This window comes from uncultured Pseudacidovorax sp. (assembly GCF_913773995.1).
Lineage (GTDB): Bacteria > Pseudomonadota > Gammaproteobacteria > Burkholderiales > Burkholderiaceae_C > Xenophilus.
On the sequence record NZ_CAJYES010000189.1, the window covers coordinates 40,235 to 65,407 of the forward strand.

At 69.4% G+C, this 25,173-nt stretch carries 24 protein-coding genes and 1 pseudogene; 11 read left to right on the plus strand and 14 right to left on the minus strand.

Annotated features, from left to right (window positions below):
* Nucleotides 1–45 precede the first annotated feature (45 nt).
* Entirely contained in the window at nucleotides 46–1,494 is a 1,449-nt protein-coding gene (locus QZ772_RS17590) for an amidase (RefSeq protein ID WP_295528944.1), read from the minus strand.
* An 85-nt stretch (nucleotides 1,495–1,579) separates the two neighbouring features.
* Between QZ772_RS17590 and QZ772_RS17595 the strand changes: the two genes are divergently transcribed.
* From QZ772_RS17595 to QZ772_RS17620, 6 genes are all read left to right on the plus strand, one after another.
* Nucleotides 1,580–2,536: a LysR substrate-binding domain-containing protein gene (locus tag QZ772_RS17595; protein ID WP_295528946.1), complete on the plus strand. Its 957-nt coding sequence runs from the start codon at nucleotides 1,580–1,582 to the stop codon at nucleotides 2,534–2,536.
* Nucleotides 2,537–2,855: 319 nt separating this feature from the next.
* The gene (locus tag QZ772_RS17600; RefSeq protein ID WP_295528948.1) at nucleotides 2,856–3,752 is read left to right on the plus strand and encodes a transporter substrate-binding domain-containing protein; all 897 of its coding nucleotides are present in this window, start codon (nucleotides 2,856–2,858) and stop codon (nucleotides 3,750–3,752) included.
* 122 nt (nucleotides 3,753–3,874) lie between these two features.
* Entirely contained in the window at nucleotides 3,875–4,600 is a 726-nt protein-coding gene (locus QZ772_RS17605; protein WP_295528950.1) for an amino acid ABC transporter permease, read from the plus strand.
* Nucleotide 4,601: 1 nt separating this feature from the next.
* The gene (locus tag QZ772_RS17610) at nucleotides 4,602–5,267 is read left to right on the plus strand and encodes an amino acid ABC transporter permease (protein ID WP_295528952.1); all 666 of its coding nucleotides are present in this window, start codon (nucleotides 4,602–4,604) and stop codon (nucleotides 5,265–5,267) included.
* Between the two features lie 32 nt (nucleotides 5,268–5,299).
* The gene (locus tag QZ772_RS17615; RefSeq protein ID WP_017758520.1) at nucleotides 5,300–6,037 is read left to right on the plus strand and encodes an amino acid ABC transporter ATP-binding protein; all 738 of its coding nucleotides are present in this window, start codon (nucleotides 5,300–5,302) and stop codon (nucleotides 6,035–6,037) included.
* A gap of 432 nt (nucleotides 6,038–6,469) precedes the next feature.
* Nucleotides 6,470–6,853, plus strand: a complete 384-nt coding sequence (locus QZ772_RS17620) for an HdeA/HdeB family chaperone (RefSeq protein ID WP_295528954.1) — start codon at nucleotides 6,470–6,472, stop codon at nucleotides 6,851–6,853.
* Nucleotides 6,854–6,859: 6 nt separating this feature from the next.
* Here QZ772_RS17620 and QZ772_RS17625 read toward each other — a convergent pair whose 3' ends face one another.
* Genes QZ772_RS17625 through QZ772_RS17635 form a run of 3 tightly spaced genes read right to left on the minus strand, consistent with a single transcriptional unit; the run spans nucleotide 6,860 to nucleotide 9,809 of the window.
* Nucleotides 6,860–7,906 carry a DctP family TRAP transporter solute-binding subunit gene (locus tag QZ772_RS17625; protein WP_295528956.1) on the minus strand — a complete coding sequence of 349 codons (1,047 nt, stop codon included), beginning with the start codon at nucleotides 7,904–7,906 and terminating at the stop codon, nucleotides 6,860–6,862.
* Between the two features lie 44 nt (nucleotides 7,907–7,950).
* A complete protein-coding gene (locus tag QZ772_RS17630; protein ID WP_295528958.1) occupies nucleotides 7,951–9,249 on the minus strand; it encodes a TRAP transporter large permease in 1,299 nt (432 codons plus the stop codon).
* Complete coding sequence (locus QZ772_RS17635; RefSeq protein WP_295528960.1) at nucleotides 9,246–9,809, minus strand: TRAP transporter small permease; 564 nt, start codon at nucleotides 9,807–9,809, stop codon at nucleotides 9,246–9,248. The genes QZ772_RS17630 and QZ772_RS17635 overlap by 4 nt, the downstream gene beginning before the upstream one ends.
* A gap of 101 nt (nucleotides 9,810–9,910) precedes the next feature.
* Here QZ772_RS17635 and QZ772_RS17640 point away from each other — a divergent pair, with 101 nt between their 5' ends.
* On the plus strand, nucleotides 9,911–10,417 hold the full coding sequence (locus QZ772_RS17640; protein ID WP_295528962.1) for a metallophosphoesterase family protein: 507 nt from the start codon (nucleotides 9,911–9,913) through the stop codon (nucleotides 10,415–10,417).
* On the opposite strand, the gene QZ772_RS17645 is transcribed toward QZ772_RS17640, so the two are convergent.
* From QZ772_RS17645 to QZ772_RS17680, 8 genes and pseudogenes are all read right to left on the minus strand, one after another.
* Nucleotides 10,395–11,687: a Zn-dependent hydrolase gene (locus QZ772_RS17645; protein WP_295528964.1), complete on the minus strand. Its 1,293-nt coding sequence runs from the start codon at nucleotides 11,685–11,687 to the stop codon at nucleotides 10,395–10,397. The two genes, QZ772_RS17640 and QZ772_RS17645, sit on opposite strands and share 23 nt — an antisense overlap.
* A gap of 86 nt (nucleotides 11,688–11,773) precedes the next feature.
* Nucleotides 11,774–12,955 carry an amidase gene (locus tag QZ772_RS17650; RefSeq protein WP_295528966.1) on the minus strand — a complete coding sequence of 394 codons (1,182 nt, stop codon included), beginning with the start codon at nucleotides 12,953–12,955 and terminating at the stop codon, nucleotides 11,774–11,776.
* Nucleotides 12,956–12,970: 15 nt separating this feature from the next.
* Nucleotides 12,971–13,987 (minus strand): ABC transporter ATP-binding protein, encoded by a 1,017-nt coding sequence (locus QZ772_RS17655; protein WP_295528968.1) that lies wholly within the window; start codon nucleotides 13,985–13,987, stop codon nucleotides 12,971–12,973.
* Nucleotides 13,988–13,992: 5 nt separating this feature from the next.
* A pseudogene (locus QZ772_RS17660) lies at nucleotides 13,993–15,026 on the minus strand (ABC transporter ATP-binding protein).
* The gene (locus QZ772_RS17665) at nucleotides 15,023–15,916 is read right to left on the minus strand and encodes an ABC transporter permease (protein ID WP_295528970.1); all 894 of its coding nucleotides are present in this window, start codon (nucleotides 15,914–15,916) and stop codon (nucleotides 15,023–15,025) included. The pseudogene QZ772_RS17660 and the gene QZ772_RS17665 overlap by 4 nt, the downstream one beginning before the upstream one ends.
* 3 nt (nucleotides 15,917–15,919) lie before the next feature.
* On the minus strand, nucleotides 15,920–16,873 hold the full coding sequence (locus QZ772_RS17670; RefSeq protein ID WP_295528972.1) for an ABC transporter permease: 954 nt from the start codon (nucleotides 16,871–16,873) through the stop codon (nucleotides 15,920–15,922).
* Between the two features lie 43 nt (nucleotides 16,874–16,916).
* Entirely contained in the window at nucleotides 16,917–18,587 is a 1,671-nt protein-coding gene (locus QZ772_RS17675; RefSeq protein ID WP_295528974.1) for an ABC transporter substrate-binding protein, read from the minus strand.
* Nucleotides 18,588–18,861: 274 nt separating this feature from the next.
* Nucleotides 18,862–19,683, minus strand: coding sequence for an IclR family transcriptional regulator (locus tag QZ772_RS17680; protein ID WP_295528976.1), 822 nt, complete (start codon nucleotides 19,681–19,683; stop codon nucleotides 18,862–18,864).
* A 77-nt stretch (nucleotides 19,684–19,760) separates the two neighbouring features.
* Here QZ772_RS17680 and pyrC point away from each other — a divergent pair, with 77 nt between their 5' ends.
* The 4 genes from pyrC to htpX are packed head-to-tail and all read left to right on the plus strand — an operon-like array spanning nucleotide 19,761 to nucleotide 23,510.
* The gene (pyrC, locus tag QZ772_RS17685; RefSeq protein ID WP_295528978.1) at nucleotides 19,761–20,795 is read left to right on the plus strand and encodes a dihydroorotase; all 1,035 of its coding nucleotides are present in this window, start codon (nucleotides 19,761–19,763) and stop codon (nucleotides 20,793–20,795) included.
* Nucleotides 20,792–21,793: an NYN domain-containing protein gene (locus tag QZ772_RS17690; RefSeq protein ID WP_295528980.1), complete on the plus strand. Its 1,002-nt coding sequence runs from the start codon at nucleotides 20,792–20,794 to the stop codon at nucleotides 21,791–21,793. Before pyrC ends, QZ772_RS17690 begins: the two co-directional genes overlap by 4 nt.
* Nucleotides 21,790–22,632, plus strand: a complete 843-nt coding sequence (locus QZ772_RS17695; protein ID WP_295528982.1) for a DUF3025 domain-containing protein — start codon at nucleotides 21,790–21,792, stop codon at nucleotides 22,630–22,632. The genes QZ772_RS17690 and QZ772_RS17695 overlap by 4 nt, the downstream gene beginning before the upstream one ends.
* Entirely contained in the window at nucleotides 22,629–23,510 is an 882-nt protein-coding gene (gene htpX, locus QZ772_RS17700; RefSeq protein WP_058642474.1) for a protease HtpX, read from the plus strand. Before QZ772_RS17695 ends, htpX begins: the two co-directional genes overlap by 4 nt.
* A 181-nt stretch (nucleotides 23,511–23,691) precedes the next feature.
* Here the strand turns inward: htpX and QZ772_RS17705 are convergent, their stop codons facing one another.
* Together QZ772_RS17705 and QZ772_RS17710 are read right to left on the minus strand one after the other, a co-directional pair.
* A complete protein-coding gene (locus QZ772_RS17705; RefSeq protein WP_295528985.1) occupies nucleotides 23,692–24,651 on the minus strand; it encodes a ProQ/FINO family protein in 960 nt (319 codons plus the stop codon).
* A gap of 55 nt (nucleotides 24,652–24,706) precedes the next feature.
* Nucleotides 24,707–25,173 (minus strand): VUT family protein (locus QZ772_RS17710; protein ID WP_295528987.1); only part of this gene is annotated, 467 nt, incomplete at its 5' end.

A 25,173-nucleotide genomic window follows, 5' to 3' on the forward strand; every position in this document is an offset into this window, starting at 1 on the left:
CTTGGGCTTGCCGCGGGCGCCGAGACGGACGACGGGCGGCGAATGTCAGGCCTGCGCCAGCACCGGCGGCCGCAGGGCCGCCCACGGACAGGCTCGGTCGTAGGCATTGCCGAGCTGAAGTACCGCCAGATCGGCGTTGACCGGCCCGGCCAGCTGCAGCCCCATCGGCAGCCCTTGAGGCCCGAAGCCCGCGCGCAGATTGAGCGTGGGCAGGCCCGCCAGCGTGAAGGGCGTGACGATCTCCATCCAGTGGTGGTAGGTCTGGCTCTTCACGCCGGCCACCTCGTCGGGCCAGTGCAGGTCGGCATCGAAGGGGAAGACCTGGGCCGTCGGCGCCACCACGGCATCGAAGCGCTCGAAGAGCCGCAGGAAGGCACGGTAGACGTTGGAGCGCCAGATCGAGGCCTGGTAGAGCGAGGCGGCGTCGAGATGGCGGGCCTGTTCGATCTCCCACAGCGCCTCGGGCTTGATGCGCGCATGGTTGCGCGGGTCGGCCGCCAGCGCGCCCAGCTTGCCGCCCACCAGCAGTTGGCGAAGCCGCAGCCAGGCCTGCCAGTTCTGCTCGCGCGGCACGTCGAGCTGGCAGGCCTCAACCTCGCAGCCCAGCGTGCGGAACACTGACAGCGCCTGCTCGCAGGTTGCCACCACGGCCGGGTCCACCGGCAGGTCGGGCCATAGGCTGCCCAGCCAGCCGATGCGCCGGCCCTTCACCTCGGTGCGCAGGTCGAGCGCATCGGCATCCGGCAGCGCCTGCGGCAGCGAGAGCGGCACGCGCGCATCCACGCCGGCCTGCACGCACAGTAGACGGGCGGCGTCCTCCACCGTGCGCGCCATGGGGCCTTCGGTGCCCAGCTGCTGGAAGAACAGGTCTTCGTCCGGCGAGCCGGGCACGCGTCCGCGTGAAGGCCGGAAGCCGATGACGCTGTTGAAGGCCGCGGGGTTGCGCAACGAGCCCATCATGTCGCTGCCGTCGGCCACCGGCAGCATGCCGAGGGCCAGTGCCACGGCCGCGCCGCCGCTGCTGCCGCCCGCCGACTTGCTGTCGTCCCAGGCATTGCGGGTGGTGCCGAAGATGGTGTTGTAGGTGTGAGAGCCCAGGCCGAACTCGGGCGTGTTGCTCTTGCCGATGACGATGGCGCCCGCGGCCTTGGCGCGGGCCACATGCAGGCTGTCATGGCGGGCCGGGCTCTTCGGTGCCAGTGGCGAGCCCATGGAGGTGGGCAGGCCGGCCGCATGGCTCAGGTCCTTCACGGCCAGTGGAAAGCCATGCATCCAGCCCAGGCGCTCGCCGCGTGCAAGCTGGGCGTCGCGCGCATCGGCCTCGGCCAGCACGGCGTCGGCGTCGCGCAGCGAGACCAGGGCGTTGAAGCGCGGATTGAGCGCGTCGATGCGGCCCAGCGTGGCCTGCATCAGTTCGCGGCAGGAGACATGGCGGCCCGCGATCAACTGGGACAGGCGGGTGGCATCGAGGTCAAGGAGTTCGGTGTCGGTCATGGCGTTCGAAGGTGGGCTGCGCCGCGGCGGCAGGCCCCTGCATGGCGGCAAGCTGCAAGCGTACCCAGGACCATAATCGCCCGCCATGGAAACCAAATGGCTCGAGGACTTCGTGAGCCTCGCCGAAACCCGCAGCTTCAGCCGCTCGGCCCAGTTGCGGCACGTGACGCAGCCGGCCTTCTCGCGCCGCATCCAGGCCCTGGAGAGCTGGGCCGGCACCGACCTGGTGGACCGCAGCAGCTATCCCACGCGGCTCACGGCCGCCGGCCAGACCCTCTACACCCAGGCGCTGGAGATCCTGCAATCGCTGCAGAGCACCCGGGCCATGCTGCGCGGCCATTCGGCGGTGGCGCAGGACGTGATCGAGTTCGCCGTGCCGCACACGCTGGCCTTCACCTTCTTCCCGAGTTGGGTCACGCGGCTGCGGCAGGAGTTCGGCCCGCTCAAGAGCCGGCTGATCGCCCTGAACGTGCACGACGCCATGATGCGGCTGGTGGAAGGCAACTGCGACCTGCTGATCGCCTATCAGCATCCCTCGCAGCCCCTGCAGCTGGACACCCACCGCTACGAGATGGTCCACCTGGGCGAGGAGGTGGTCGCGCCCTGGGTGCGACCCGATGCGGAGGGCCAGCCGCGCCACCGCCTGCCCGGTCAGCCCGGCTGGCCGCTGCCCTACCTGGGCTATGCGCCGGGCGCCTACCTGGGCGGCGTGGTCGACCAGCTGCTCAAGTCCTCTTCCGTGCCGATCCACCTGGACCGCGTCTACGAAACCGACATGGCCGAAGGCCTGAAGGTCATGGCCCTGGAGGGCCATGGCATCGCCTTCCTGCCCCAGAGCGCCGTGCGCAACGAGGTGCGCTCGCGCAAACTGGTCAGCGCCAACGGACCGGACATGGCGCCCCTCGAGGCCACGATGGAGATCCGCGCCTACCGCGAGCGGCCCGCTGCGCCGGCGCGCGGGGGCGACGGCGGCTCCACGCCCAAGCGCGCGGCCGACCTGCTGTGGGCCTACCTCACCAGCGCGCAGCCGGCCACGGATTGACCGGTTGGGTGCCCTTCCAGCGCTGCTCCGCGCACGCGGCGCCGTCCAAGGCCGGTGGGCCGATGTCGGCCGTGCATCCGCGATGCCGTGTGTGCATGCCCTCATCCCGGATGCACATGGGCCTGCCACAGCTTGGGCATGGAGGCTGCTAACCCTTGCAAAGCCCTGACACAGAGGGCGCACGCATCACTTTGTGGTGCGCCGCGCGCTGTTTTAATGCCCAATGTTGGTGGGTTCTGCACCCCCTTGGTTCGGGTTATCCCGAAAAAGGTGTGTGTCTAGAATTTCGCCCGTCCCCGACCCCTCCCAAGGAGCATTCATGAAGAAGCAACTCACGCTCATCGCCATTGCGGCGCTCGCCACCAGCGGCGCGTTCGCGCAGGCCAACGACACCCTGGCCAAGATCAAGTCCAGCGGCAGCATCAGCCTCGGCGTGCGTGATTCCTCGGCCCTGTCGTTCACGCTGGGCAACGGCAAGTACACCGGCTTCCACACCGAGATGGCCGAGCGCATCGTCGACGACCTGAGCAAGGACGTGGGCAAGAAGCTCAACATCGTCTACACGCCGGTGACGTCGCAGAACCGCATTCCGCTGGTGCAGAACGGCACCGTCGACCTGGAGTGCGGCTCGACCACCAACAACGCCACCCGTCAGAAGGACGTCGATTTCGCCCACACCACCTATGTGGAAGTGGTGCGCACCGCCGTCAAGGCCGATTCCCCCATCAAGGACCTGAAGGACCTGAACGGCAAGACCGTGGTGACCACCACCGGCACCACCTCCGTGCAGACCCTGCGCAAGAACGAGCGCGCCCAGGGCATCGACTTCAAGGAAGTCATGGGCAAGGACCACGCCGACAGCTTCCTGCTGCTCGAGTCCGGCCGTGCCGACGCCTTCGTGATGGACGGCTCCATCCTGGCCGCCAACATCGCCAAGTCGAAGAATCCCGCCGGCTTCAAGATCGTCGGCCCCGAGCTGTCGGTCGAGCCCATCGCCTGCATGCTGCGCAAGGGCGACGACGCCTTCAAGAAGGCCGTCAACGCTTCCATCGATCGCCAGATCAAGGACGGCTCGCTGGCCAAGCTGTACGACAAGTGGTTCATGCAGCCGATCCCCCCGACCAACACGGCCCTGAACCTGCCGATGTCGGACGCCACCAAGGCAGCGTGGGCGAACCCCAACGACAAGCCCATGGAAGACTACGCCAAGAAGTGATCCGCACGGGCCATGAGTGAGTGAGCAGACGCCCGCCACTTCGGCGGGCGTCTGCGTATGAGCGGACCGGTCGCGGCCCAGGCGGGCCTTCAACACGAATCACAAACAGCGAGGAGTTCCCGATGGGAAATTGGGATTGGCAGGTCTTCCTGCAGGATCCGGGTGGCAAGGATCCCACCTATTGGCAATGGATGATGTCCGCCTGGGGCTGGACGGTTTCGGTGGCGCTCACGGCGCTGGTGATCGCCCTGGTCACGGGCTCGATCATCGGGGTGCTGCGCACGCTGCCCGACAACCCGTGGCTCGTGCGCCTGGGAAATGCGTGGGTGGAACTGTTCCGCAACATCCCGCTGCTGGTGCAGATCTTCCTCTGGTACCACGTGGTGCCGGCGCTGATCCCGGCCATGCGCGACGTGCCGCCCTTCGTGCTGGTGGTGCTGGCGCTGGGCTTCTTCACCTCGGCGCGTATCGCCGAGCAGCTGCGCTCGGGCATCCAGGCCCTGCCGCGCGGCCAGCGCTATGCGGGCATGGCGGTGGGCTTCACCACGCCGCAGTACTACCGCTACGTGCTGCTGCCCATGGCCTACCGGATCATCATTCCGCCGCTCACCAGCGAGTCGATGAACATCTTCAAGAACTCGTCCGTGGCCTTCGCGGTGTCGATCGCCGAGTTGACGCAGTTCGCCATGCAGGCTGGCGAGGAAACCGCCCGGCCCATCGAGATCTACCTGGGCGTGACGGTGCTCTACGTCATCTCCGCGCTCGTCATCAACCGCATCATGGCCTTCATCGAGAAGCGGCTGCGGGTCCCTGGTTTCGTGGCAGCCGGCACGGGCGGAGGACATTGATATGAACCTCGACTTCGGCTTCTACAACTGGGGCGTCATCAGCAACTTCGTCCTGAAGGGCCTGTGGTTCAGCCTCATGCTGACCGTTGTGGCCACGCTGGGCGGCATCTTCTTCGGCACGCTGCTGGCGCTGATGCGCCTGTCGGGCAAGAAGTGGCTGGACATGCCGGCCGCCATCTACGTCAACGGCATGCGCAGCATCCCGCTGGTGATGGTGATCCTGTGGTTCTTCCTGCTGGTGCCTTTCATGATCGGCCGCCCCATCGGCGCCGAGATGTCGGCGTACGTCACCTTCATCGCCTTCGAGGCGGCGTACTTCTCCGAGATCATGCGTGCGGGCATCCAGTCGATCCCGCGCGGCCAGGTCTTCGCGGGCCAGGCCATGGGCATGACCTACCGGCAGAACATGACGCTGGTGATCCTGCCGCAGGCCTTCCGCAACATGCTGCCGGTGCTGCTGACGCAGACCATCATCCTGTTCCAGGACACCTCGCTGGTCTATGCCATCGGCGCCTACGACATGCTCAAGGGCTTCGAGACGGCGGGCAAGAATTTCGGCCGCCCGGTCGAGTCCTACCTGCTGGCCGCTGTCGTCTACTTCGTGATCTGCTACGCGCTGTCCTATCTGGTGAAGCGCCTGCACAAGAAGATCGCCATCATCCGATGAACCGCTGAGAGGAATGCTCCATGGCTGAAAAAATGATCGAAATCAAGAACGTCTCGAAGTGGTACGGCCCCGTCCAGGTGCTGCACGACTGCTCGGTGAGCATCGACAAGGGCGATGTGGTGGTGGTGTGCGGCCCCTCGGGCTCGGGCAAGTCCACGCTGATCAAGACGGTGAACGCGCTGGAGCCGATCCAGAAGGGCGAGATCGTCGTCAACGGCATCAAGGTCAACGACCCCAAGACCAACCTGCCCAAGCTGCGCTCCAAGGTGGGCATGGTGTTCCAGCACTTCGAGCTGTTCCCCCACCTGTCGGTGACCGAGAACCTCACCATCGCGCAGATGAAGGTGCTGGGCCGCAGCGCCGACGAGGCCAAGACCCGCGGCCTGAAGATGCTGGACCGCGTGGGCCTGATGGCGCACAAGGACAAGTTCCCCGGCCAGCTCTCGGGTGGCCAGCAGCAGCGCGTGGCCATCGCCCGCGCCCTGTCGATGGACCCCATCGTCATGCTCTTCGACGAACCCACCTCGGCGCTGGACCCCGAGATGGTTGGCGAGGTGCTGGACGTGATGGTGAGCCTGGCCAAGGAAGGCATGACCATGATGTGCGTGACCCATGAGATGGGCTTCGCGCGCAAGGTGGCCAGCCGCGTGATCTTCATCGACGTGGGCGGCCGCATCCTGGAAGACTGCTCCAAGGAAGAGTTCTTCGGCCATCCGGAGAACCGCCAGCCGCGCACCAAGGACTTCCTCAACAAGATCCTGCAGCACTGAAATGGGCGCATAAGGCTACTGCGCGGCCCGATCTCGCACCTGCGGTTCTCGCCGTACCCAAGTACGGCTGCGATCCTCGGCGCGACCTCGACCCGCTCGCTACGCCTTCTGCACCCATTTCATTCCGATCCCCCCGAAAGAATGCCTCGCACTGCGAGGCATTTCTTTTTGGTCTGCGGTATGGCCTGGAAGATCAGGCGCTGCATGCGGTGCCTGCTGGCGTCCCAGCATCGGCCCGTGTGACGCCGAAGCAGCCATTCAGGCTCGCGGCGCGCGCGGAGCGCGCTTGAATGTTTAAGACGCGCCTAAGTGGCCATTCCTAGCATGAACCCATCGCGCGACAACCTTCTGGTTCTCGCAGCGATACGAAGCGGGAGTGATCGGTCGTCCTGGCCGGCCACGACCCCATGTTCTTGCCTCAGGAGTGTCCCCATGAAAGTTCTTGCAGCCCTCTCCGTCCTGACCCTGTCGACCCTGGCCGCCCCGGCCGCGATGGCGCAGACGCCGCCTCCGGCACCGGCCGCAGCCGCTCCGGTGCAGGCCGCGGCCACCGCCAAGCCCATCGTCAAGATGCGCTGCTCCGACTACGTCGCGCTCGACGAGACCGTCAAGCCGAAGTTCATCTATTACGTCGTGGGCCACGGCACGCACGGCAAGAAGGAGGCGGTGTTCGATGAGGTCGCCGTCGAGAAGATCAAGCCGCAGCTCGACGAGTACTGCAAGATCAATCTCACCAAGTCGGCCTACAAGCAGGTGATGGCCAGCAGCATGGCCTCCGACCCGGTGCATGGGGCCGGAATGCACAAGGCCAAATAAGCCGCCTCACTTCTGCCGCGCCGCGATGGCCTTCTCGGCCTTGTCGACCAGCCCGGTGCCGATGGTGCCCTTCCACTTCGCGTAGACCGGACGCGTGGCCTTCACGAAGGCCTCGCGTTCGGCCGGCGTGAGCTGGGTCACCGTCACGCCCATGCCGGCGATGTCCTTGAGCAGGGGCTTGTCGGCCTCGGTCAGGCCCTTGCGGGCCAGGGCGATCTCTTCCTTGCCGGCGTCGAGGGCGGCCTGCCGAACGATGGCCTGGTCGGCCGGGGTCCAGCTGTTCCAGATCTCCTTGTTGACCACGAAGATCAGCGGGTCGGCCACGTAGCCCCAGGTCGTGACGTACTTCTGCCCCACCGTGTGCATCTTCAGCACCGTGAACAGGAACAGCGGGTTCTCCTGACCGTCCACCGCGCCGCTGGCCAGCGCCGGCTGTGCATCGGCCCAGCTCATCTGCGTGGGGTTCGCGCCCAGGGCACTGAAGGTGTCGGAATAGATGGGTGAACCCACCACGCGCAGCTTCATGCCCTTGAGGTCCTCGGGCGTCCTGATCGGGCGCTTGGAGTTGGTGACCTCGCGGAAGCCGTTCTCGCCCCAGGCCAGGGGCACCACGCCGGCCTTGTCCAGGCGCGCGAAGATGTCCTTGCCCACCTCGCCCTGCGTCAGCGCATCGATGGCCGCATAGTCGGGCATCAGGAAGGGCATCGAGAAGAGGTTGAGTTCCTTCACCTGCGGCGACCAGTTGATGGTCGATCCCACGGCCATGTCGATCACCCCCTGGCGCAGCGCGCTGAATTCGCGCGTCTGGTCGCCCTGGATCAGCGAGACGCCAGGATAGAGCTTGATGTTGATGCGGCCCTGCGTGCGCTCCTTGACCATGTCGGCCCACAGCTTGCCGGCCATGCCCCAGGGCGTGGGCGGGCCCAGCACCAGCGACATCTTGTACTCGGCCTTGTAGGCGGCCTGCGCGGCCGCGCCGGTCGAGAAGGTGGCCAGGGCCACGGCGGCGGCGGCCAGGCCGATGAGGCTGCGGCGGAAGGTGGATGGGGTCATGCTTCGTCTCCTTTGGGTTGTCTTGTCGGGGGGCTCCGGCGTCGTCAGTAGCCCAGGTAGCGCGGCAGCCACAGCGCCAGCTGCGGCCAGATGATCACGGCCACCATCACCAGGAACATGGCGAACAGCATCCAGCCCACCCAGCGCACGGTGGACTCCATGCGCACGCCGGCGATGCGACAGGACACCATCAGGTTCACGGCCAGCGGCGGCGTGAACTGGCCCAGCGCCACCTTGAGTGTGAGCAGCACGCCGAACCACACCGGGTCCCAGTTGTAGTGCTGCACGATGGGCCACAAGAGCGGCACGAAGATCAGGAAGATCGACACGCCGTCCAGGAACATGCCCACCGTGATCAGCATGAGGATCACCAGCGACAGCACGCCGTATTCGCCCAGGCCCGAGTTGACGATGGCCTTGGCCACCGGGTCGATCACGCCCAGCGTGGAGAGCGAATAGGCAAAGATGCCCGCCAGCGACACCACGATCAGGATCACCGCCGACAGCTCGCCCGATTCGCGCAGGATCGGGAACAGGTCGCGGACCTTGATGGTGCGGTGGATCGCCATGCCCACGAAGAGGCCATAGAACACGGCCACCACCGCCGCCTCGGTGGGCGTGAACCAGCCAGCCCGCATGCCACCGAGGATCAGCACCGGCGCCGCCAGGCCCCACACCGCCTGGCGCAGGCTCTGCCAGAAGGGCGGGCGGGGCAGCGTGGCCTCCAGCGCGCCCATGTTGTGGCGGCGGGCCATCCACACGGCGGGGATGATCAGCGCCAGCCCGGCCAGGATGCCCGGCACCATGCCGGCCGCGAACAGCGCCGGCACCGAGGCGCCCGGCACCAGCACCGAATACACGATGAAGGCCACCGACGGCGGGATCAGGATGTCGGTGGCGGCCGCCGCGCCCACCACGCTGGCCGAGTAGGCGGCCGGATAGCCGGCGCGCGACATGGCCGCGATCATCACCGCGCCCACGGCCGCGGCGTTGGCCGGGCCCGAGCCCGAGATACCGCCCAGGAACATGGCCACCACGATGGCCACCAACGGCAGCATGCCGGGGCCGCGTCCGACGATGGCGATGGCGAAGTTCACCAGCCGCAGCGCCACGCCCGAGCGGTCGAAGATCGAGCCCACCAGCACGAACATCGGAATCGCCAGCAGCGGGTACTTGCCCAGGCCCGCATAGAAATTCTGCGGCACGGCCAGCAGGCCGAACCATTGCGCATCGGCATTGGCCAGCGCGATGCAGGCCGCGCCCGCCAGGCCCAGCGCCGCGCCGATCGGCACGCCGATCAGCATCATGGCCACGAAGCCGACGAAGAGCAGGGTGGCGATCATGCGTCGCTCCCGTCGCCCGCTGCAGTGCGCCGGCCGCGGCGGATGAACAGGCCGACGGCGCGCAGGCCGATGCCGGTGCACACGATGGGCAGCCAGATCGAGTACCACCACTGCGGCACGCCGATGCCCGGCGAGGTTTCCTCGAAGCGCCAGTCGTCCCACACGATGCGCACCGACAGCGCGGCGATCAGGAAGAACAGCAGCGCCACCATGGCCGCGCCGAACTGTGCCAGGCGCCTGCGGCGGGTCATGGAGCCGGCCTCGCTGAAATATTCGATGCGGATGTGCCGGTCGCGCGCCACGGCGGCACAGCCGCCCACCATGGCCAGCAGGATCATCAGGAAGACCGAGAACTCCTCGGTCCAGGCGAAGGAGGTGTCGGTGAAATAGCGCACCAGCACATTGGCGAAGGTGATGCAGGCCAGCAGGCCCATGATGACCACGGTGGCCCAGTCCTCGATGGCCAGCGGCACCTTCACGGGCTCGTCGGCGGCGGCGATGTCGGGGGGGAGGGGGCTGGCGGCGTCCAGCTGGGCGCCGGGCTCGGGGGCGGAGGACATGGCGGGCGGGGGCGGCCAGGCCTTGCGCGGGCCGCACCGGGAGAGAGAAAACGAGGTCGGATCGTAGGGGCCGACGTCCCTGGGGCCCATGGGGGCTTTCCATGAACGGCACGGGCGACACGCACATTGGCGACAGTCGGGCCATGGCCCGCATCGCCCTCATCTCCGACACCCACAACCTGCTGCGCCCCGAGGCGCTCGACTGGCTGCGCGGCAGCGACGCCATCGTGCATGCCGGCGACATCTGCGGCGCCGAGGTGCTTCAGACGCTGGACGCCATCGCGCCCACGCTGGCGGTGCGTGGCAACAACGACATCGGCCCCTGGGCCGAGGCGCTGCCCACGCGGCTGGATTGCGAACTGCACGGCGTGCGGCTGTGCGTGGTGCACGACATCGCCGACCTGGTGGCCGAGCCGCCCGCCATCGGCACGCAGGTGGTGGTCACCGGCCATTCGCACCGGCCGCATGTGGAGATGCGCGGGACGGTGCTCTACGTGAACCCGGGCAGCGCCGGCCCGCGGCGCTTCAAGCTGCCGGTGTCCGCGGCCGAGCTTCAGGTGCGCGAGGGGCGGGTGCAGGCGCGGGTCAGGATGCTGCTGGAGGTGTAGCGCCTTCGATCCCCGCCTGCGCCAGCATGGCATGCAGCAGCACATTGCAGCCGGCGGCCAGATGCTCGGGGCGCGCGTCCTCGATCTCGTTGTGCGAGATGCCGTCCTTGCAGGGGACGAAGATCATCGCGGCCGGCGCGACCCGCGCGACGTAGACCGCGTCGTGGCCGGCGCCGCTCACGATGTCCTGGTGCGTCAGGCCGGCGCGTTCGGCGCCTTCTCGTACGGCCGCCACCAGTTGGGGCGTGAACTGCACCGGCGGAAAGTACACCGTCTGCTCCACTGACACGCTGACGCGCCCCTCGGCCTGCAGCGCGGCGCAGGCGGCGCGCAGGCGGGCGTCCATGCGGCTCAGGCCTTCATCGTCGCCATGGCGCAGGTCGACCGTGAAGGTCACGCGGCCGGGAATGACGTTGCGCGAGTTGGGATGCACCTGCACATAGCCCACCGTGCCGCGGCCATGCGGCTGCTCGTCCATCGCGATCGCGACCACCTCCTGCATCAGGCCGCTGGCGGCCTGCAGCGCGTCGCGGCGCAGGCGCATGGGGGTGGGGCCGGCATGGGCCTCCTGGCCGGTCACGATCACGTCGTACCAGCGCTGTCCCAGCGCGCCGGTGACCACGCCCAGCGGCACGTCGGCGTCTTCCAGCACCGGGCCCTGCTCGATGTGGGCCTCGAAGTAGGCGCCGAAGCGGGGTGCGCCGGCGCTCACGGCGGCCGGCGCCGGTCCGGCGAAGCCAGTGGAAGCCAGGGCCTGGGCCACGGAGATGCCGTCACGGTCACAAGCCGCCAGCGCATGGTGGAGCGTGAAGGCATCGGCATACACGCCCGAGCCCATCATCACGGGCACGAAGCGCGAGCCTTCCTCGTTGGTCCACACGCAGACCTCCAGCGGAGCGACGGTGCGGATGCCGGCATCCTGCAGCGTGCGCAGCACCTCCAGCCCGGCCAGCACGCCATAGTTGCCGTCGAACTTTCCGCCCGTGGGCTGGGTGTCGATGTGGCTGCCAGTGGCCACGGCGAGGCGCGTGGGGTCGCTACCTTCGCGGCGCACGAAGAGGTTGCCGATGGCATCGACGCGCAGGCTGCAGCCCAGTTCCTGCGCCCAGCGCAGGAAGAGCTGGCGGCCCTGGCGGTCCAGGTCGGTGAGGGCCAGGCGGCAGACGCCGCCCTTGTCGGTGGCGCCGATGCGCGCCAGCGTCATCAGCGATTGCCAGAGTCGTTCGCCGTCGATGGCGAGCGGGCGGGTCAGAGTCGGGGCGGCGGTCATGGTCGTTCCGTGGACGGGCGCGGGCGCAGAGGTGTGAATGAAGCTCGTGTGGACTGGTGGGCGTGCGGGGTGGGCTTCGGCCCGTCTCAACCTGCGGCCAGCCGCTCGGCCAGCGCGATCAGGCTGCGGTCGCTGCCGGCCGGGCCCAGCAGCGACAGGCCCAGGGGCGCGCCTGCGCGTTGCGCCAGCGGCAGCGACAGCTGTGGAAAGCCCGCGAGCCCGGCCAGGCACAGCAGGCGGATGGACCGATTGCGGTAGTCCTCAAGCGCGGTGTCGGGGTCGCTGCGCAGCGGCGCGATGTCGGGCATGGTGGGCATCACCAGCACGCCATCGTGGCCCAGGAGCGCGGCCAGGTGGGCACGGAAGCGGGTGCGGAAGGCCTGCGCCTCGGCCACCTGCGCATCGGTCACGCCGCGCGAGAAGGCGAAGCGCTCCTTCACGCCCGGGCCCAGCGGCGGCGCGAAGCGCTCGATCAGCGGGCCGTCGGTCATCCAGGCCTCGCGGCCCTGGATGTGGCGGAAGTGCCAGTACATGGCGTCGAAGCTGTCCAGCGCGGCCTCGACGGGCGCCGCGGTGCCGAAGGCGGCCTCCACCTGCGCCAGTGCAGGCTGCAGCGCTTCGGCCGCCTCGGGCGTGGCCAGCGCCCAGACGTCGATGGGCCGCAGCAGGCGGGGCGCGGCGGGCAGCGGGGCCGCGTCGTCGCCCAGCAGCACGTCGGCCACGCGGGCGAAGGTGCCGATGTCGCGGGCGAACCAGCCGCAGGTGTCCAGGCTTGGGGCGAGGTCCAGCGCGCCTTCCAGGCTCACGCGGCCGTGGCTGGGGCGCAGGCCATACAGGCCGCAGTGGTTGGCCGGGGCGCGCACCGAGCCGCCGGTGTCCGTGCCCAGCGCGAAGTCGCACAGGCCGTTGGACACGGCGGAGGCCGAGCCCGATGACGAGCCGCCGCTGATGCGCCCCGGCGCCGCGCCGTTGATGGGCGCGCCGAAATGCGCGTTGTCGCCGTTCATCGAGAAGGCGAGTTCGTCGGTCACCGTCTTGCCGGCGAAGGCAGCGCCGGCGTCGAGCAGCTTCTGCACCGTGGGCGCGGTACGGGTCTTGAGGCCCGACATCGCGAGCACCAACGGGCTGCCGCCGCCGGTCGGATACCCGGCCACGTCGAACAGGTCCTTCACGCCGAAGTACAGGCCCGCGAGTGGCCCGGTAGAGGCATGGGGCACCGGCGTGTCCGGATAGGGAACGAAGGCGTGGGCGGGATCGTGCAGGGGCATGGAAGACGCGAAGGTTCAGGCGAGTGCGGGCGCGAGGCCGGCGGTCTCGTCGGTGCGGATGCAGCGGGCGCGGTGGCCCGGGTCGAAGCTGATGACGCGGGGCTGGCCGTCCAGGCAAGCCTCGATGGCCAGCGGACAGCGGGGCGCGAAGGCGCAGCCCGGCGGCAGGGCGGCCAGGTCCGGCGGTGCGCCGGCGATGGTGCCCAGCGGCGTGCCGCGGTCCATGGCGCCATGGGCGCGGCTGCGCAGCAGGGCGATGGTGTAGGGATGGCGCGGGCGTTGGATCAGCTCGCGTGCCGAGCCTTCCTCCACGATGCGGCCGGCATACATCACGGCGATGCGGTCGGCCACCTCCACGGCGGCGCCGATGTCGTGCGTGACAAAGATGGCCGCCAGGCCCAGGTCGCGCTGCAGCTCGCGCAGCAGCAGCAGGATCTGGATCTGCACCGTGGCGTCGAGCGCGGTGGTGGGCTCGTCGGCCAGCAGCAGCTGCGGGTTGCAGGCCAGGGCCAGCGCGATCATGGCGCGCTGGCGCATGCCACCGGACATCTCGTGCGGATAGGCCGCCAGCCGCCGCTCGGGGCTGGGGATGCGCACGCGCTCGAACAGGGCCAGAGCGCGCGCATGGGCGGCGGCCTTGTCCAGACCTTCGTGCCGGCGCAGCGATTCGACGATCTGCGCGCCGACGGGGTAGACCGGGTCCAGCGCCAGCAGCGGCTCCTGGAAGATCATCGACGCCACCTTGCCGCGGTAGGCCGACAGTTCGCGGCCCGACATGGCCAGAACGTCGCGCCCCGCCACCTGCACCTGGCCGCCGATGCGGGTGCGCCGCTCGGGATGCAGGCGCAGCAGCGTGCGCAGCGTGACGCTCTTGCCGGAGCCCGATTCGCCGATCAGCGCCACCACCTCGCCGCGCCGCACCTCCAGGCTCACGCCGCTGACGGCGTGCACCGGCTTGCGGCCGCCGGTGAAGGTGACGCTGAGGTCGTGCAGGCGGACGAAGGGGTCCTGGTTGTCTTGCATGTCGGTCATCGCGGTCATGCGGCCAGCTGCGGGGCTAGCGGATGGCCGCTGCCGGCCTCGTGCACCAGGCAGCGTGCCACGCGCAGCGGTGCCACCGGCAGCAGCACCGGCGCGCGCTCGCCGCACACGGGCGCGGCATAGGCACAGCGCGGGTGGAAGCGGCAGCCCGAGGGCGGGTCGATGGGGTTGGGCGGGTCGCCGGCCAGCGGCGCCTCTTCGGTGCGGCGGTCCGGGTCCATGGACGGCATGGAGGACAGCAGCGCCTGCGTGTAGGGGTGCGCCGGCTCGTCGTAGAGCGCATCGGCCGGCCCGACCTCGGCCACCTGGCCCAGGTACATCACCATCACGCGGTCGCTCATGTAGGCACCACGTGCAGGTCGTGGCTGATGAAGACATAGGTCAGGCCGAACTCGGTCTTGAGCTGCTGCAGCAGGTTGATGACCTGCGCCTCCACCGACTTGTCGAGCGCCGACACGGCCTCGTCCAGGATCACCAGCCGCGGCTGCAGCGCCAGCGCGCGGGCGATGTTGACCCGCTGGCGCTGCCCGCCCGACAGTTCGTGCGGCCAGCGCTCGGCGAAGCGCGAAGGCTCCAGGCCCACGCGGGCGAGCAGGTCGCGGGCGCGCTCCGCCGCCTCGCGTCGGCGCACGCCATGCACCTGCGGGCCGAAGGCAATCGAGTCTTCGATGGTCAGCCGCGGGTTGAGGGAGGCATAGCTGTCCTGGAACACCATCTGCACCTGGCGGCGGAAGTCCTTCAGCGGCAGGTCGCGCGAGCCGACCACGCGGCCGTCGAACACCACCTCGCCGGCCGTCGGCGCAATCAGGTGCATCAGCAGCCGGGCCGTGGTGCTCTTGCCGCAGCCGGACTCGCCGACCACGCCCAGCGTCTCGCCCTTGAAGACTTCGAAGTCCACGCCGTCCACCGCGCGCACCACGCCGCCGGCGCGGCCCAGCAGGTCCTTCTTGAGCGGGAAGTGCTTCTGCAGCGCGCGGATGGTGAGCAGCGGCTGCGCCGGGCCGCCCACGTCGTCGTCGTGCATCGTCATGCCTTGTTGTCCATGGCCGAACGCAGCCCGTCGGAAAGGAGGTTGAACGCGATGGAAGTGATGAAGATCATCACGCCCGGCAGCGCCGCCACCAGCGGCTGGGTGTAGATGGCGGTGCGCAGCGTGTTGAGCATCAGGCCCCACTCGGGCTCCGGCGGCTTCACGCCCAGGCCCAGGAAGGACAGGCCCGAGGCCAGGATCATCGACACCGCCACCAGGCTCGTGGCGTATACGAAGATGGGCCCGAGCACATTGCCCAGCACATGCACCCGCACGATGGTGAAGCCGCCCGCGCCCGAGGCGCGGGCCGCCTCCACGTAGTCGCGCCCGCGCACCTGCGTGGTCACGGCCTCGGCCACGCGCGCGATCTGCGGGATGAACACGATGGTCAGCGAGATCAGCGAGTTGGTGATGCCCGCGCCCAGCGTGCCCGACAGCGCGATGGCCAGCAGCACCGACGGAAAGGCATAGAACACGTCGATGGTGCGCATGATGGCCGTGTTGACCAGGCCGCCCGCGTAGCCGGCCAGGATGCCGATGCCCGATCCGACCACGAAGGCGCACAGCACCGGCGCAATGCCCATGAACAGCGACAGCCGGGCGCCCACGATCAATCGCGACAGCAGGTCGCGGCCCAACTCGTCGCTGCCCAGCGGCAGGCCGGGCGTGCCCACCGGCTTGAGGCGCTTGAACATCGAGGACTGGTACGGGTCGGCCGGCGCCAGCCAGGGGCCGAAGAGCGCCATCAGCACCAGCAGCAGCACCACGACGGCCGCGGCCATGGCGACGGGATCGCGTACGAAGCGCGCCCCCACCGAGGCCCAGTAGCCGCGCGTGCGCTCCGCCGGCAGCGGCTGCACGTCGGTGGCGGAGGAAAGAACGGCGGCCATCGGTCAGCTCCGGGCGATGCGCGGGTCGAGCAGCGTCTGCAGCACATCCACCGCCAGGTTGAGCAGCACGAAGAACAGCGCCAGCACCAGGATCGTGCCCTGCAGCAGCGGCAGGTCGCGCTGGAAGATCGCGGTGTTGAGCAGGAAGCCCGTGCCGGGCCAGGAGAACACCGTCTCGATCAGGATCGAGCCGCCCAGCAGGTAGCCCAGCTGCAGGCCCATGACCGCCAGCGCCGTGGGCGCCGCGTTCTTGACCACATGGCGGAACACGCCGAACTGCGTGAGCCCCTTGGCCTTGAGCCCGACGATGAATTCCTGCGCCAGCAGCTCGGCCACCAGCGCCCGCACCGTGCGCGCGATGATGCCCATGGGGATCACCGACATGGTCAGTGCCGGCAGCAGCATGAACTGCACATGAGCCCAGTCCCAGGCCCACTGGTCCGAGCCGCCCGGGCCGGCGCCGGTGGCGGGCAGCCACATCAGCTGCGACGAGAACACGATGACCATCACCATGCCCAGCCAGTAGTGCGGCGTGCTCACGCCCAGCACCGACAGGAGCGAGGCCAGGCGGTCGATGATGGAGTTGCGGAAGTAGCCGGCCACGAAGCCGAACAGCGACCCGAGCAGGAACCCGATGGCCGTGGCCAATACCGCCAGCCGCAGCGTGTTGACCACGGCGCGCATCACCTCGCCCGCCACCGGCCGGCTGGTGCCGATGGACAGGCCCAGGTCGCCATGCAGCGCCCGCCACACCCAGCGCACGAATTGCTCGGGCAGCGGTCGGTCGAAGCCGTAGACCGAGCGCAGCTGCGCCTGCAGCTCGGCCGAGGCATCGGCCGGCAGCACCGACACCAGCGGATCGCCCGGTGCGATGTGCACCAGGGCGAAGCACACCAGCGTCACGCCCAGCATGATGGGCACGGTGTAGAGGATGCGTCGGAGCAGATAGGCGAGCATGGCGGGGTCGTTCAGGCCGTCTCGGTGAAGCGGCGGCGCGCGGTCACTGCATCTTCATCGTGGCGATGTCGATGAACCAGCTCTTGGGTTGCACCACGTTCTGCACCTTGGGCGAGATGGCACGCGGGCCCACGTCGTGCGCGACGAAGAGGAAGGGCGCCTCGTCCACCACGCGGGCATGCAACTCGGCCAGGGCAGCGTCGCGCGACTTGTCGTCGAAGCTGGTGCGGGCCTTGTCGACCAGGGCGTCGGTCTTGGGATCGCTGTAGTAGCCCCAGTTCTGCGCCACCGGCGGCTGCGCCTTGGTGCTCACGAAGCGCACCATGGCGAAGAAGGGGTCCATGGTGGCGGCGCTCACGTTGGTGGCATGGGCGCCGTGCGCGCCCGGGTCCTTGGCGCCCAGGCGCCAGCCGGAGAACAGGGTATTCCACTCCACCACGTCGAAGTCGACGTCGAACCAGCAGTCCTTCAGGCTCTGCTGGATGAACTCGTTCATGGGCAGCGGCTGCATCTGGCCCGAGCCCGAGGCCGAGGTCTGCACCTTCACCTTGGCCGGCTTGGCGGCCGAGTAGCCGGCCTGCTGCATCAGCTTCTGGCCGGCCGGCACGTCGTACTTGATCTGGAAGCTGGGGTTGCCGCGCCACGGGTCGCCCGGCTCGGCGATGCCGGTGGCCTCGACCATCATGCCGCCCAGCAGCTCCTTGAGCGCGGCGCGGTTGAGGCACAGGTTGGCGGCCTGGCGCACCTTCAGGTCCTTGAAGGGCGAATCGGGCAGCAGCGAGAACTGCCAGGGCCACAGGTGCGGTTGCAGGTTGGAATACACCTTGAAGCCGCGTTGCTTGATGGTGGCCAGCGCATCGGGCGCGGGCGCCTCGATCCAGTCCACCTGGCCCGACAGCAGCGCGGCGGTGCGCGAGTTGGCCTCGGGCAGCGGCAGCAGCACCACGCGATCGATCTGCGGGCGGCGGGCGGCGTCCCAGTATTCGGGGTTCTTCACCATCTCCAGACGCTCGCGCGGCACGAACTTCGAGGCCTTGAAGGGGCCGGTGCCCGAGGGGTCGGCGGCGAAGGCGGTCCAGGCCTGCTTGGCGCGCTCGGCCTTGTCGGTCACGCTGGCTGGCACGGCGTCGAACTTCTTCTGCCAGTGGGCCGGCGAGGCCATGAACAGGTTGGTGAGGTTGATCGGCAGGAAAGAGTCGGGCTCGCTGGTGGTCAGCTCCACCGTCAGGTCGTCGACCTTGCGGGCGGTGCGCAGCGTGGGCATGCGCGAGGCGGTGACGCCGATCTGGGCCGGGTCGTACTGCGGTGCGGCCTTGTCCAGCACCTTGCCCACGTTCCACACCACGGCGTCGGCGTTGAAGGGCGTGCCGTCATGGAACTTGACGCCGGGGCGCAGCTTGAAGAGCCACTTCGTCTTGTCCTTGGCGTCCACCGCCCACGACACGGCCAGGTCGGGGATCACCACGCTGGGCTTGGTGGCCGAGCTCAGATCCCACTGCGTGAGGCTGTCGTACATGGGGATGCCGGTGAAGCGGTTGCCTTCGTAGCCCTGGTCGGGCTGGCCGGAGGTGCGCGGAATGTCGGCAGCCGTCATGGCGATGCGCAGCACCTTCTCCTGCGCGTGGGCGGCGCCCAGACCGAGGGCGAGGGCAGCGGCCAGCGCGCTGGCGCGCAGCGCGGAGACACGGAAGGACGAGCGGGCGGGGCAGGGCATGGATCGGCCTCGGAAAGATGAAGGATGCTTGCGCATTGCAAAGCACGTGCCTGCCTACAGGAATCGGTGATAGCTATTTTTGTATCGATAGTCGATACGTTTCGTCGTTGCGGTGCATGGCCGCACCGCGGCAGGTGCGTGGTGGGCGGGCGTGGTGCGAGGCGGGTGCAAGAAGAGCGGCAGCGAGGCGACGCAGCCTCGGTGAGCACCCCATTGCCCCCCGCCCGTTCGGGCTGAGCCTGTCGAAGCCCTGGCGCGGCTCGTCCTCAGCCTCTCAATGCGGCAGCGCGCTGGCAATGGCGCGCGCGCACTCGATCACCAGCGGCGCCAGCTTCTTCTGCGCGGCCTCCAGCGTCCAGCGGCTGGTGGGCGGCGACACATGCACGGCCCCGAGCGGTCGGCCGCGCCGGTCCACGATGGGCGCGGCGATGCCCATGTCGCCGAGGAACAGTTCCTCGTCGTTGGTGGCATAGCCCAGCTTGCGGCAAGCCGCGATGCGCGCCTGGATGGCGGCGATGCCGGTCAGCGTGGCGGGCGTGCGGGCCACGCGCGTGGAGCCCTGCAGCAGCGCGCGCACCTGCTCATCGGGCAGGCAGCTCATCCACGCTCGGCCGCTGCTGGTGCAGTACATGGGAATACGCATGCCCACGGGGGTGAGCACCGGGATGAACTGCGTGGTCATGCGCTGCGCCACGTAGAGCATGTCGAAGTCCAGCGGCTCGGTCAGGCTGGCCGTCTCGCCGCTGGCGCTGGCCAGCTGCGCCAGGTACGGATTGGCCGCCTGTACCAGCGGATGGCTGGCGATGTAGTTGAAGCCGATGTCCATGCTGCGCGCCAGCAGGCGAAAGCGCCGCGTCTGCCCGTCCTTGCCCACGTAGCCCAGCACCTGCAGCGTGTGGACCGTGCGCTGGGCCGAGGCGCGGGTCATGCCCGTGCGCTCGGCGATCTCGGCCAGCGTCATGGTGCGGTGCGCGGCGTCGAAGCTGCACAGCACCGCCAGGCCCTTTTCGAGCGACTGGTTGTAGAGCGGATCGGCCGCCTCCGCGGCCGTCGGGGCGGCGGCGGCGGTGCGGGGGCGTCGGGCGGGCAGGGCCATCGGGGCGGGGTGGAAATCGGCCATCGATTCTGCGCGAGGCAAGGCCCATGCCGGGGCCGATGGGACAATCCCGCGCCATGACCGACACCCTCACGATCACCCGACCCGATGACTGGCACCTGCATGTGCGCGACGGCGCCGCCCTGCGCGACGTGGTGCCGCACACCGCGCGCCAGATGGGCCGCGCGCTGATCATGCCCAACCTGCGCCCGCCGGTGACCACCGCCGAGCAGGCCCTGGCCTACCGCGAGCGCATCCTGGCCGCGGTGCCCGAGGGCGAGCGCTTCGAGCCGGTGATGTCGCTCTACCTCACCGACAAGCTGCCGCCCGAGGAAATCGCCCGTGCCGCCGCCGCCGGCGTGCGCGCCCTCAAGCTCTACCCGGCCGGCGCCACCACCAACAGCGATGCCGGCGTGACCGACATCCGCAAGACCTACGCCACGCTCGAAGCCATGCAGAAGCATGGCCTGCTGCTGCTGGTGCACGGCGAGGTGACCGATCCGGCCATCGACCTGTTCGACCGCGAGGCCGTCTTCATCGACCGCGTGCTGCGCCCGCTGCGCGCCGACTTCCCCGAGTTGCGCATCGTCTTCGAGCACCTGACCACGCGCGAGGGCGCGCATTACGTGCGCGACGAAGGTGGTGACCACACGGCCGCCACCATCACGGCGCACCACCTGCTCTACAACCGCAACGCCATCTTCACCGGTGGCATCCGGCCGCATTACTACTGCCTGCCCGTGCTCAAGCGCGAGGAACACCGCCAGGCGCTGGTGCAGGCCGCCACCAGCGGCAGCCCGCGCTTCTTCCTGGGCACCGACAGCGCGCCGCACCCCGCCCACCTGAAGGAGCACGCCACCGGCTGCGCCGGCTGCTACACGGCGCTGTCCGCCATCGAGCTCTATGCCGAGGCCTTCGACAACGCCGGCGCGCTGGACAAGCTGGAAGGCTTCGCCAGCTTCCACGGCCCCGATTTCTACGGCATGCCGCGCAACACCGGCACCATCACCCTGCACCGCGAGGCCTGGACGCTGCCCGAGACGGTGCCCTTCGGCGAGGCCACGCTCAAGCCGCTGCGCGGCGGCGAGACGGTCGGCTGGAGGCTGGCATGAGCACGACGGCGCCGCTGTCCGGCGGCAAGGTGATGCTGCTGGTCGACGCGGACAACGTGTCGGCCGACGTGATGGAACAGGCCGTGCGCAGTGTCATGGCCGAGCATGGCCACCTGCATGTGCGCCGTGCCTACTGCACGGCTGAAGTGGCGCTCAAGCACCAGCAGCTTTTCAAGCGACTGTCGATGCGGCCCATGGTCAACCTGGCGGCCGGCAAGAACAGTACCGACATCGCGCTGGCGGTGGATGCGATGGACCTGGTGATGGCCGAGCGCCCGCAAGTGGTCTATCTCGTCTCTTCCGATTCCGACTTCGCCCCGCTGGTGCATCGCCTGCGCGAGAAGGGCTGCCGCGTCTGCGGTATTGGGCAGCAGGGCAAGACGGGCGAGGAGACACGCGCGGCCTACGACCACTTCGTCGACCTGGTCCACAAGGGCGGTGAGCCGGCTGCCGTGCCCGCGCCCGGCCCGTCGACCACGCAGGCGCGTCCGCCTGCCGCGCGCAAGGCGGCGGCGAAAAAGTCTCCCGCCGCCAAGAAGACGTCGCGCCGCGCTGCAGCCGCGCCGGCGGCCGATCCTGCATTGGCGGCTGCACCCGCTCCGAACCCTGCGCCGGTACCCGCCCCAACCCCGGCGCCGGCCAAGAAGAAGAAGGCGGTGGCTTCCCCCGCCGCTCAGAAGGTGCAGACGGGCGGCACCCGCACCCGCGGCGAGCGCCCGGTCGAACCCGCGCCGTCGGCCGAGGTGCAAAGCCCTGCCCGCAAGGCGACCTCCGGCCGCCAGGACGCCCTGGTGGACGCCGACGCCATCCTGGGCGCTGTGCCCGCGCTGCGCGGCGGCGCCGAAGTGGCCCTCAACGACGTGGCCCAGGCGCTGCGCGCTGCGCGGGTGCTGGGCAAGAACGCCAGTTCGATCAAGCTCTTCGACAAGCTGCCGGCGGACTTCCAGGTGCTGCACCAGCCCGACCGCATCCGCTGGAAGGGCGCGGCCGGCCGTTGAGCCCGTTGCCGGCCATCGACTGGGCCCACCCTGGGCTGGCCTTCTGGCGCCGTTGGGGCGAGCCGGCGCATGCCGGCGCGATGCGGACGGTGCACGAGGGGCTGCAGGCGGTGTCGGCCCCGCCCCAGCCCACCTTCGTGCCGCAGTCGGCCCTGCCGCCGGACGAGCCCTACGAAACCTTCGTTTACCGCACCGGCCGCGTGCCCACGCGTGACAACCTGCACGACTTCTTCAATGGCCTCGTCTGGCTGGCCTTTCCGCAGGCCAAGCGCCAGCTCAATCGCCTGCAGGCGGTCGAGATCGCGGCGCGCGGCATCGGCCCCGTGCGCGGCCGGCTGCGCGATGCCATCACGCTGTTCGACGAGCACGGCGCGGTGCTGCAGGCGTCACCGCCGCTCTGGGCCGCCCTTCAGGCACGCGACTGGCGCCGTGCCTTTGTCGATCTTCGGCCGCTGTGGGCCGACGCGCGGCTCACCGTCTTCGGCCATGCGCTGATGGAGAAGCTGGTGGCCGGCCAGAAGTCGGCCACGGCGCACCTGCTGCTGGGACCCGATCCGCAAGACCCCTCGCTCGCCGCCGACGACGCCCGGCTGGCCGACACGCTCACCGCCGACCGGCTCGCGCGCAAGCCCTTCACCCCGCTGCCCGTGGCCGGCGTCCCCGGCTGGCACCCCGGGAACGCGAACTTTTGCTTTTATGATGACTCCGAGGTCTTCCGACCTCGCCGCACTGCAGACCCAGAACAACTTACATCGGTGCGGCATGCCGTGATGCTTGAAGCGGGCCGGGGGGCCCCCATCTTCACGGCGTCCCTTCCTCCCACGGAGAAACCGACTTGAAACGCATCTTCCTGTTCGTGCTCACGAACGTCCTGGTGGTCGCCGTGCTCGGCGTCGTTGCCAGTTTGCTGGGCGTCAACCGCTACCTGACGTCCAACGGCCTCAACCTCGGCGCGCTGCTCGGCTTCGCGCTCATCATGGGCTTCGGCGGCGCGATCATCTCGCTGCTGATCTCCAAGCCCATGGCCAAGATGAGCGCCGGCGTGCGCATCATCAACGAGCCCCAATCGCCCGACGAGGCCTGGATCGTCGCCACCGTGCGCAAGTTCGCCGACCAGGCCGGCATCGGCATGCCCGAGGTCGGCATTTTCGAAGGCGAGCCCAACGCCTTCGCGACCGGCGCCTTCAAGAACTCGTCGCTGGTGGCCGTCTCTACCGGCCTGCTGCAGAACATGACGCGCGACGAAGTCGAGGCCGTCATCGGCCACGAGGTGGCGCACGTGGCCAACGGCGACATGGTGACGATGACGCTGATCCAGGGCGTGATGAACACCTTCGTCGTGTTCCTGTCGCGCGTGATCGGCTACTTCGTCGACAGCTTCCTGCGCCGCGGTGACGACCGCGAGAACAGCGGCCCGGGCATCGGCTACATGGTCACGACCATCGTGCTGGACATCGTGCTCGGCTTCGCCGCCGCCATGGTGGTGGCCTGGTTCTCGCGCCAGCGCGAGTTCCGCGCCGACGCCGGGGCCGCCAAGCTGATGGGCCGCAAGCAGCCCATGATCAACGCCCTGGCCCGCCTGGGCGGTCTGCCCGCCGGCGAACTGCCCAAGGCGGTCGAAGCCATGGGCATCACCGGCAGCATCGGCAAGCTGTTCGCGACGCACCCGCCGATCGAGGAGCGCATCGCGGCGCTGCAGGCCTCGCAGCAGGGCTGATGCGCGAGAGGCCGGGGCGCGCGCCCTGGGCTTCCGACCAAAGGAAAGGCGCCTCCGTTGGGGGCGCCTTTTTTATGGGTCGGCGTCAGACGTATTCCGGGCCTCTTGCGTTCCGCGCGCGCCGGTCGGGCGGTGCACTGCTCGAGCCAGGCCCGCGTGGCGCCCGGCTGTTCGCAACTGGTCAGGCCTCGCTCGGCGTTTCGCTCACCGCGGGATCAGCAGCGGCCGCCGTCTTGCTGAACTGCTTGCCCAGCACCCGCCGCGCCTCGCCCAGGTCCATGCCGTACATGGCGGCGAAGGCCTCGACCGTGGGCTGGCCGCTCGCCTCGAAGGCGCGCTGCAGCGCTTCGCGGCGGGCCAGGCGGCGGCCGTGCTCGGTGAAGGCTTCATCGATCAGGGCCAGGGCATCCGGCTGCGCCACGCGCACCTGCTGCACATAGTCCATCCGTTCCAGGCCGCTGGCGCCGATGGCGTCGGCCAGGCGGGCCACGAGCTGCGGACGCAGGTCCTCCTGCGTGCGGCCCTGCCGGCGCTTGAAGAGTTCGACGATGGCATGGTGCACGTGGTCGGGCGCCAGCTCCTCCACCGGCTGGCCGTCCAGGTCGTGGCGCGGGACGCGGTTGGCGATGGCATCCAGGTAGCGGGTGGAACGCGCATGCTGGCCCAGCGCCACCTTCAGCTCGTCGCCGGGCAGCACCTCGGCATGGCGGGCCAGCAGGTCTTCGTAGATGCCGCGCTTGAGCGGCAGGAAGCGCGCGCCGAACAGGTGGGGGTACAGGCCGGCCAGGGTCTCCAGCAGCGGATGCACCTTGCGGCCGGCGGGTCGCTGGGGTGCGTTCTGGCCCTTGGCCTGGTTCTGGCGCTGGGCCTGCGGCTGGCGCTCGGGCAGGGCGCCATCGGCGGCGGGCCGGCCCGCACCGCTGCCCTTGCCGCGGCTACCGCGGCGGCGACGCTGGCCGCGTTCACCGCGTTCACCGCGTTCTTCGCTTTCTACGCCGCGCTCGCTGCGTTCACCGCGCGTAAGGCCGGCGTCCGGGGCGGCTGACGGTGCCGCCGGTACAGCAGCGGGTGCGGCTTCGGCGTTCGAAGGCGCAGCATGCGCGGGCGTGTCGTGGAACGGCGTGTCGTTGTGGTCGCTCATATCGGTCGCAAAGCGCCTGCGCCGGGGCAGGCGTGAACAAGAGGATGGAAAAGACTCAGCAGGAGGCGCGCAGGCCGCCCGCCAGCTGGCGGGCGATCAGCAGCCGGAAGGGCAGCAGCATGCCCACGCCGACGGCCAGCTTGACCGCCAGATCGCCGACGGCCCAGCTGAGCCACGGATCGGACGTGCCCGCGAAGGCCACGCCCCAGAAGATGGCCGTGTCGAGCACGGCGGCCAGCAGCGTGGCGGCCAGCGGCGCGCGCCACCAGCGTCCGCGCCGCAGGCGGTGGAAGACGCCGATGTCCAGCAGCTGCGAGGCGATGAAGGCCAGCCCCGAGGCCGCGGCGATGCGCGGCGGCGCCAGCAGTGCCGACATGGCCACCGCCATCGCGAAGCCGACCCAGGCCACGCGCCGCGCCAGGGACGGCCCGTGCAGCCGGTTGACCACCTCGCTCACCAGGAAAGCGGCCGGATAGGTGAAGGCGCCCCAGGTGAGCCAGTCGTTGATCGGGAACTGCACCA

Bases quoted from the DNA above. Each gene is read 5' to 3' on its own strand.
- QZ772_RS17690 (WP_295528980.1), top strand. From the start codon at position 20,792: ATGAGCACGACGGCGCCGCTGTCCGGCGGCAAGGTGATGCTGCTGGTC.
- QZ772_RS17635 (WP_295528960.1), bottom strand. From the start codon at position 9,809: ATGTCCTCCGCCCCCGAGCCCGGCGCCCAGCTGGACGCCGCCAGCCCC.
- QZ772_RS17605 (WP_295528950.1), top strand. From the start codon at position 3,875: ATGGGAAATTGGGATTGGCAGGTCTTCCTGCAGGATCCGGGTGGCAAG.
- QZ772_RS17615 (WP_017758520.1), top strand. From the start codon at position 5,300: ATGATCGAAATCAAGAACGTCTCGAAGTGGTACGGCCCCGTCCAGGTG.
- QZ772_RS17650 (WP_295528966.1), bottom strand. From the start codon at position 12,955: ATGCCCCTGCACGATCCCGCCCACGCCTTCGTTCCCTATCCGGACACG.
- QZ772_RS17620 (WP_295528954.1), top strand. From the start codon at position 6,470: ATGAAAGTTCTTGCAGCCCTCTCCGTCCTGACCCTGTCGACCCTGGCC.
- QZ772_RS17630 (WP_295528958.1), bottom strand. From the start codon at position 9,249: ATGATCGCCACCCTGCTCTTCGTCGGCTTCGTGGCCATGATGCTGATC.
- QZ772_RS17680 (WP_295528976.1), bottom strand. From the start codon at position 19,683: ATGGCCCTGCCCGCCCGACGCCCCCGCACCGCCGCCGCCGCCCCGACG.
- QZ772_RS17625 (WP_295528956.1), bottom strand. From the start codon at position 7,906: ATGACCCCATCCACCTTCCGCCGCAGCCTCATCGGCCTGGCCGCCGCC.
- QZ772_RS17600 (WP_295528948.1), top strand. From the start codon at position 2,856: ATGAAGAAGCAACTCACGCTCATCGCCATTGCGGCGCTCGCCACCAGC.
- QZ772_RS17665 (WP_295528970.1), bottom strand. From the start codon at position 15,916: ATGGCCGCCGTTCTTTCCTCCGCCACCGACGTGCAGCCGCTGCCGGCG.
- QZ772_RS17595 (WP_295528946.1), top strand. From the start codon at position 1,580: ATGGAAACCAAATGGCTCGAGGACTTCGTGAGCCTCGCCGAAACCCGC.
- QZ772_RS17655 (WP_295528968.1), bottom strand. From the start codon at position 13,987: ATGACCGACATGCAAGACAACCAGGACCCCTTCGTCCGCCTGCACGAC.
- QZ772_RS17610 (WP_295528952.1), top strand. From the start codon at position 4,602: ATGAACCTCGACTTCGGCTTCTACAACTGGGGCGTCATCAGCAACTTC.
- QZ772_RS17705 (WP_295528985.1), bottom strand. From the start codon at position 24,651: ATGAGCGACCACAACGACACGCCGTTCCACGACACGCCCGCGCATGCT.
- QZ772_RS17670 (WP_295528972.1), bottom strand. From the start codon at position 16,873: ATGCTCGCCTATCTGCTCCGACGCATCCTCTACACCGTGCCCATCATG.
- QZ772_RS17645 (WP_295528964.1), bottom strand. From the start codon at position 11,687: ATGACCGCCGCCCCGACTCTGACCCGCCCGCTCGCCATCGACGGCGAA.
- pyrC (WP_295528978.1), top strand. From the start codon at position 19,761: ATGACCGACACCCTCACGATCACCCGACCCGATGACTGGCACCTGCAT.
- QZ772_RS17590 (WP_295528944.1), bottom strand. From the start codon at position 1,494: ATGACCGACACCGAACTCCTTGACCTCGATGCCACCCGCCTGTCCCAG.
- QZ772_RS17675 (WP_295528974.1), bottom strand. From the start codon at position 18,587: ATGCCCTGCCCCGCCCGCTCGTCCTTCCGTGTCTCCGCGCTGCGCGCC.
- QZ772_RS17640 (WP_295528962.1), top strand. From the start codon at position 9,911: ATGAACGGCACGGGCGACACGCACATTGGCGACAGTCGGGCCATGGCC.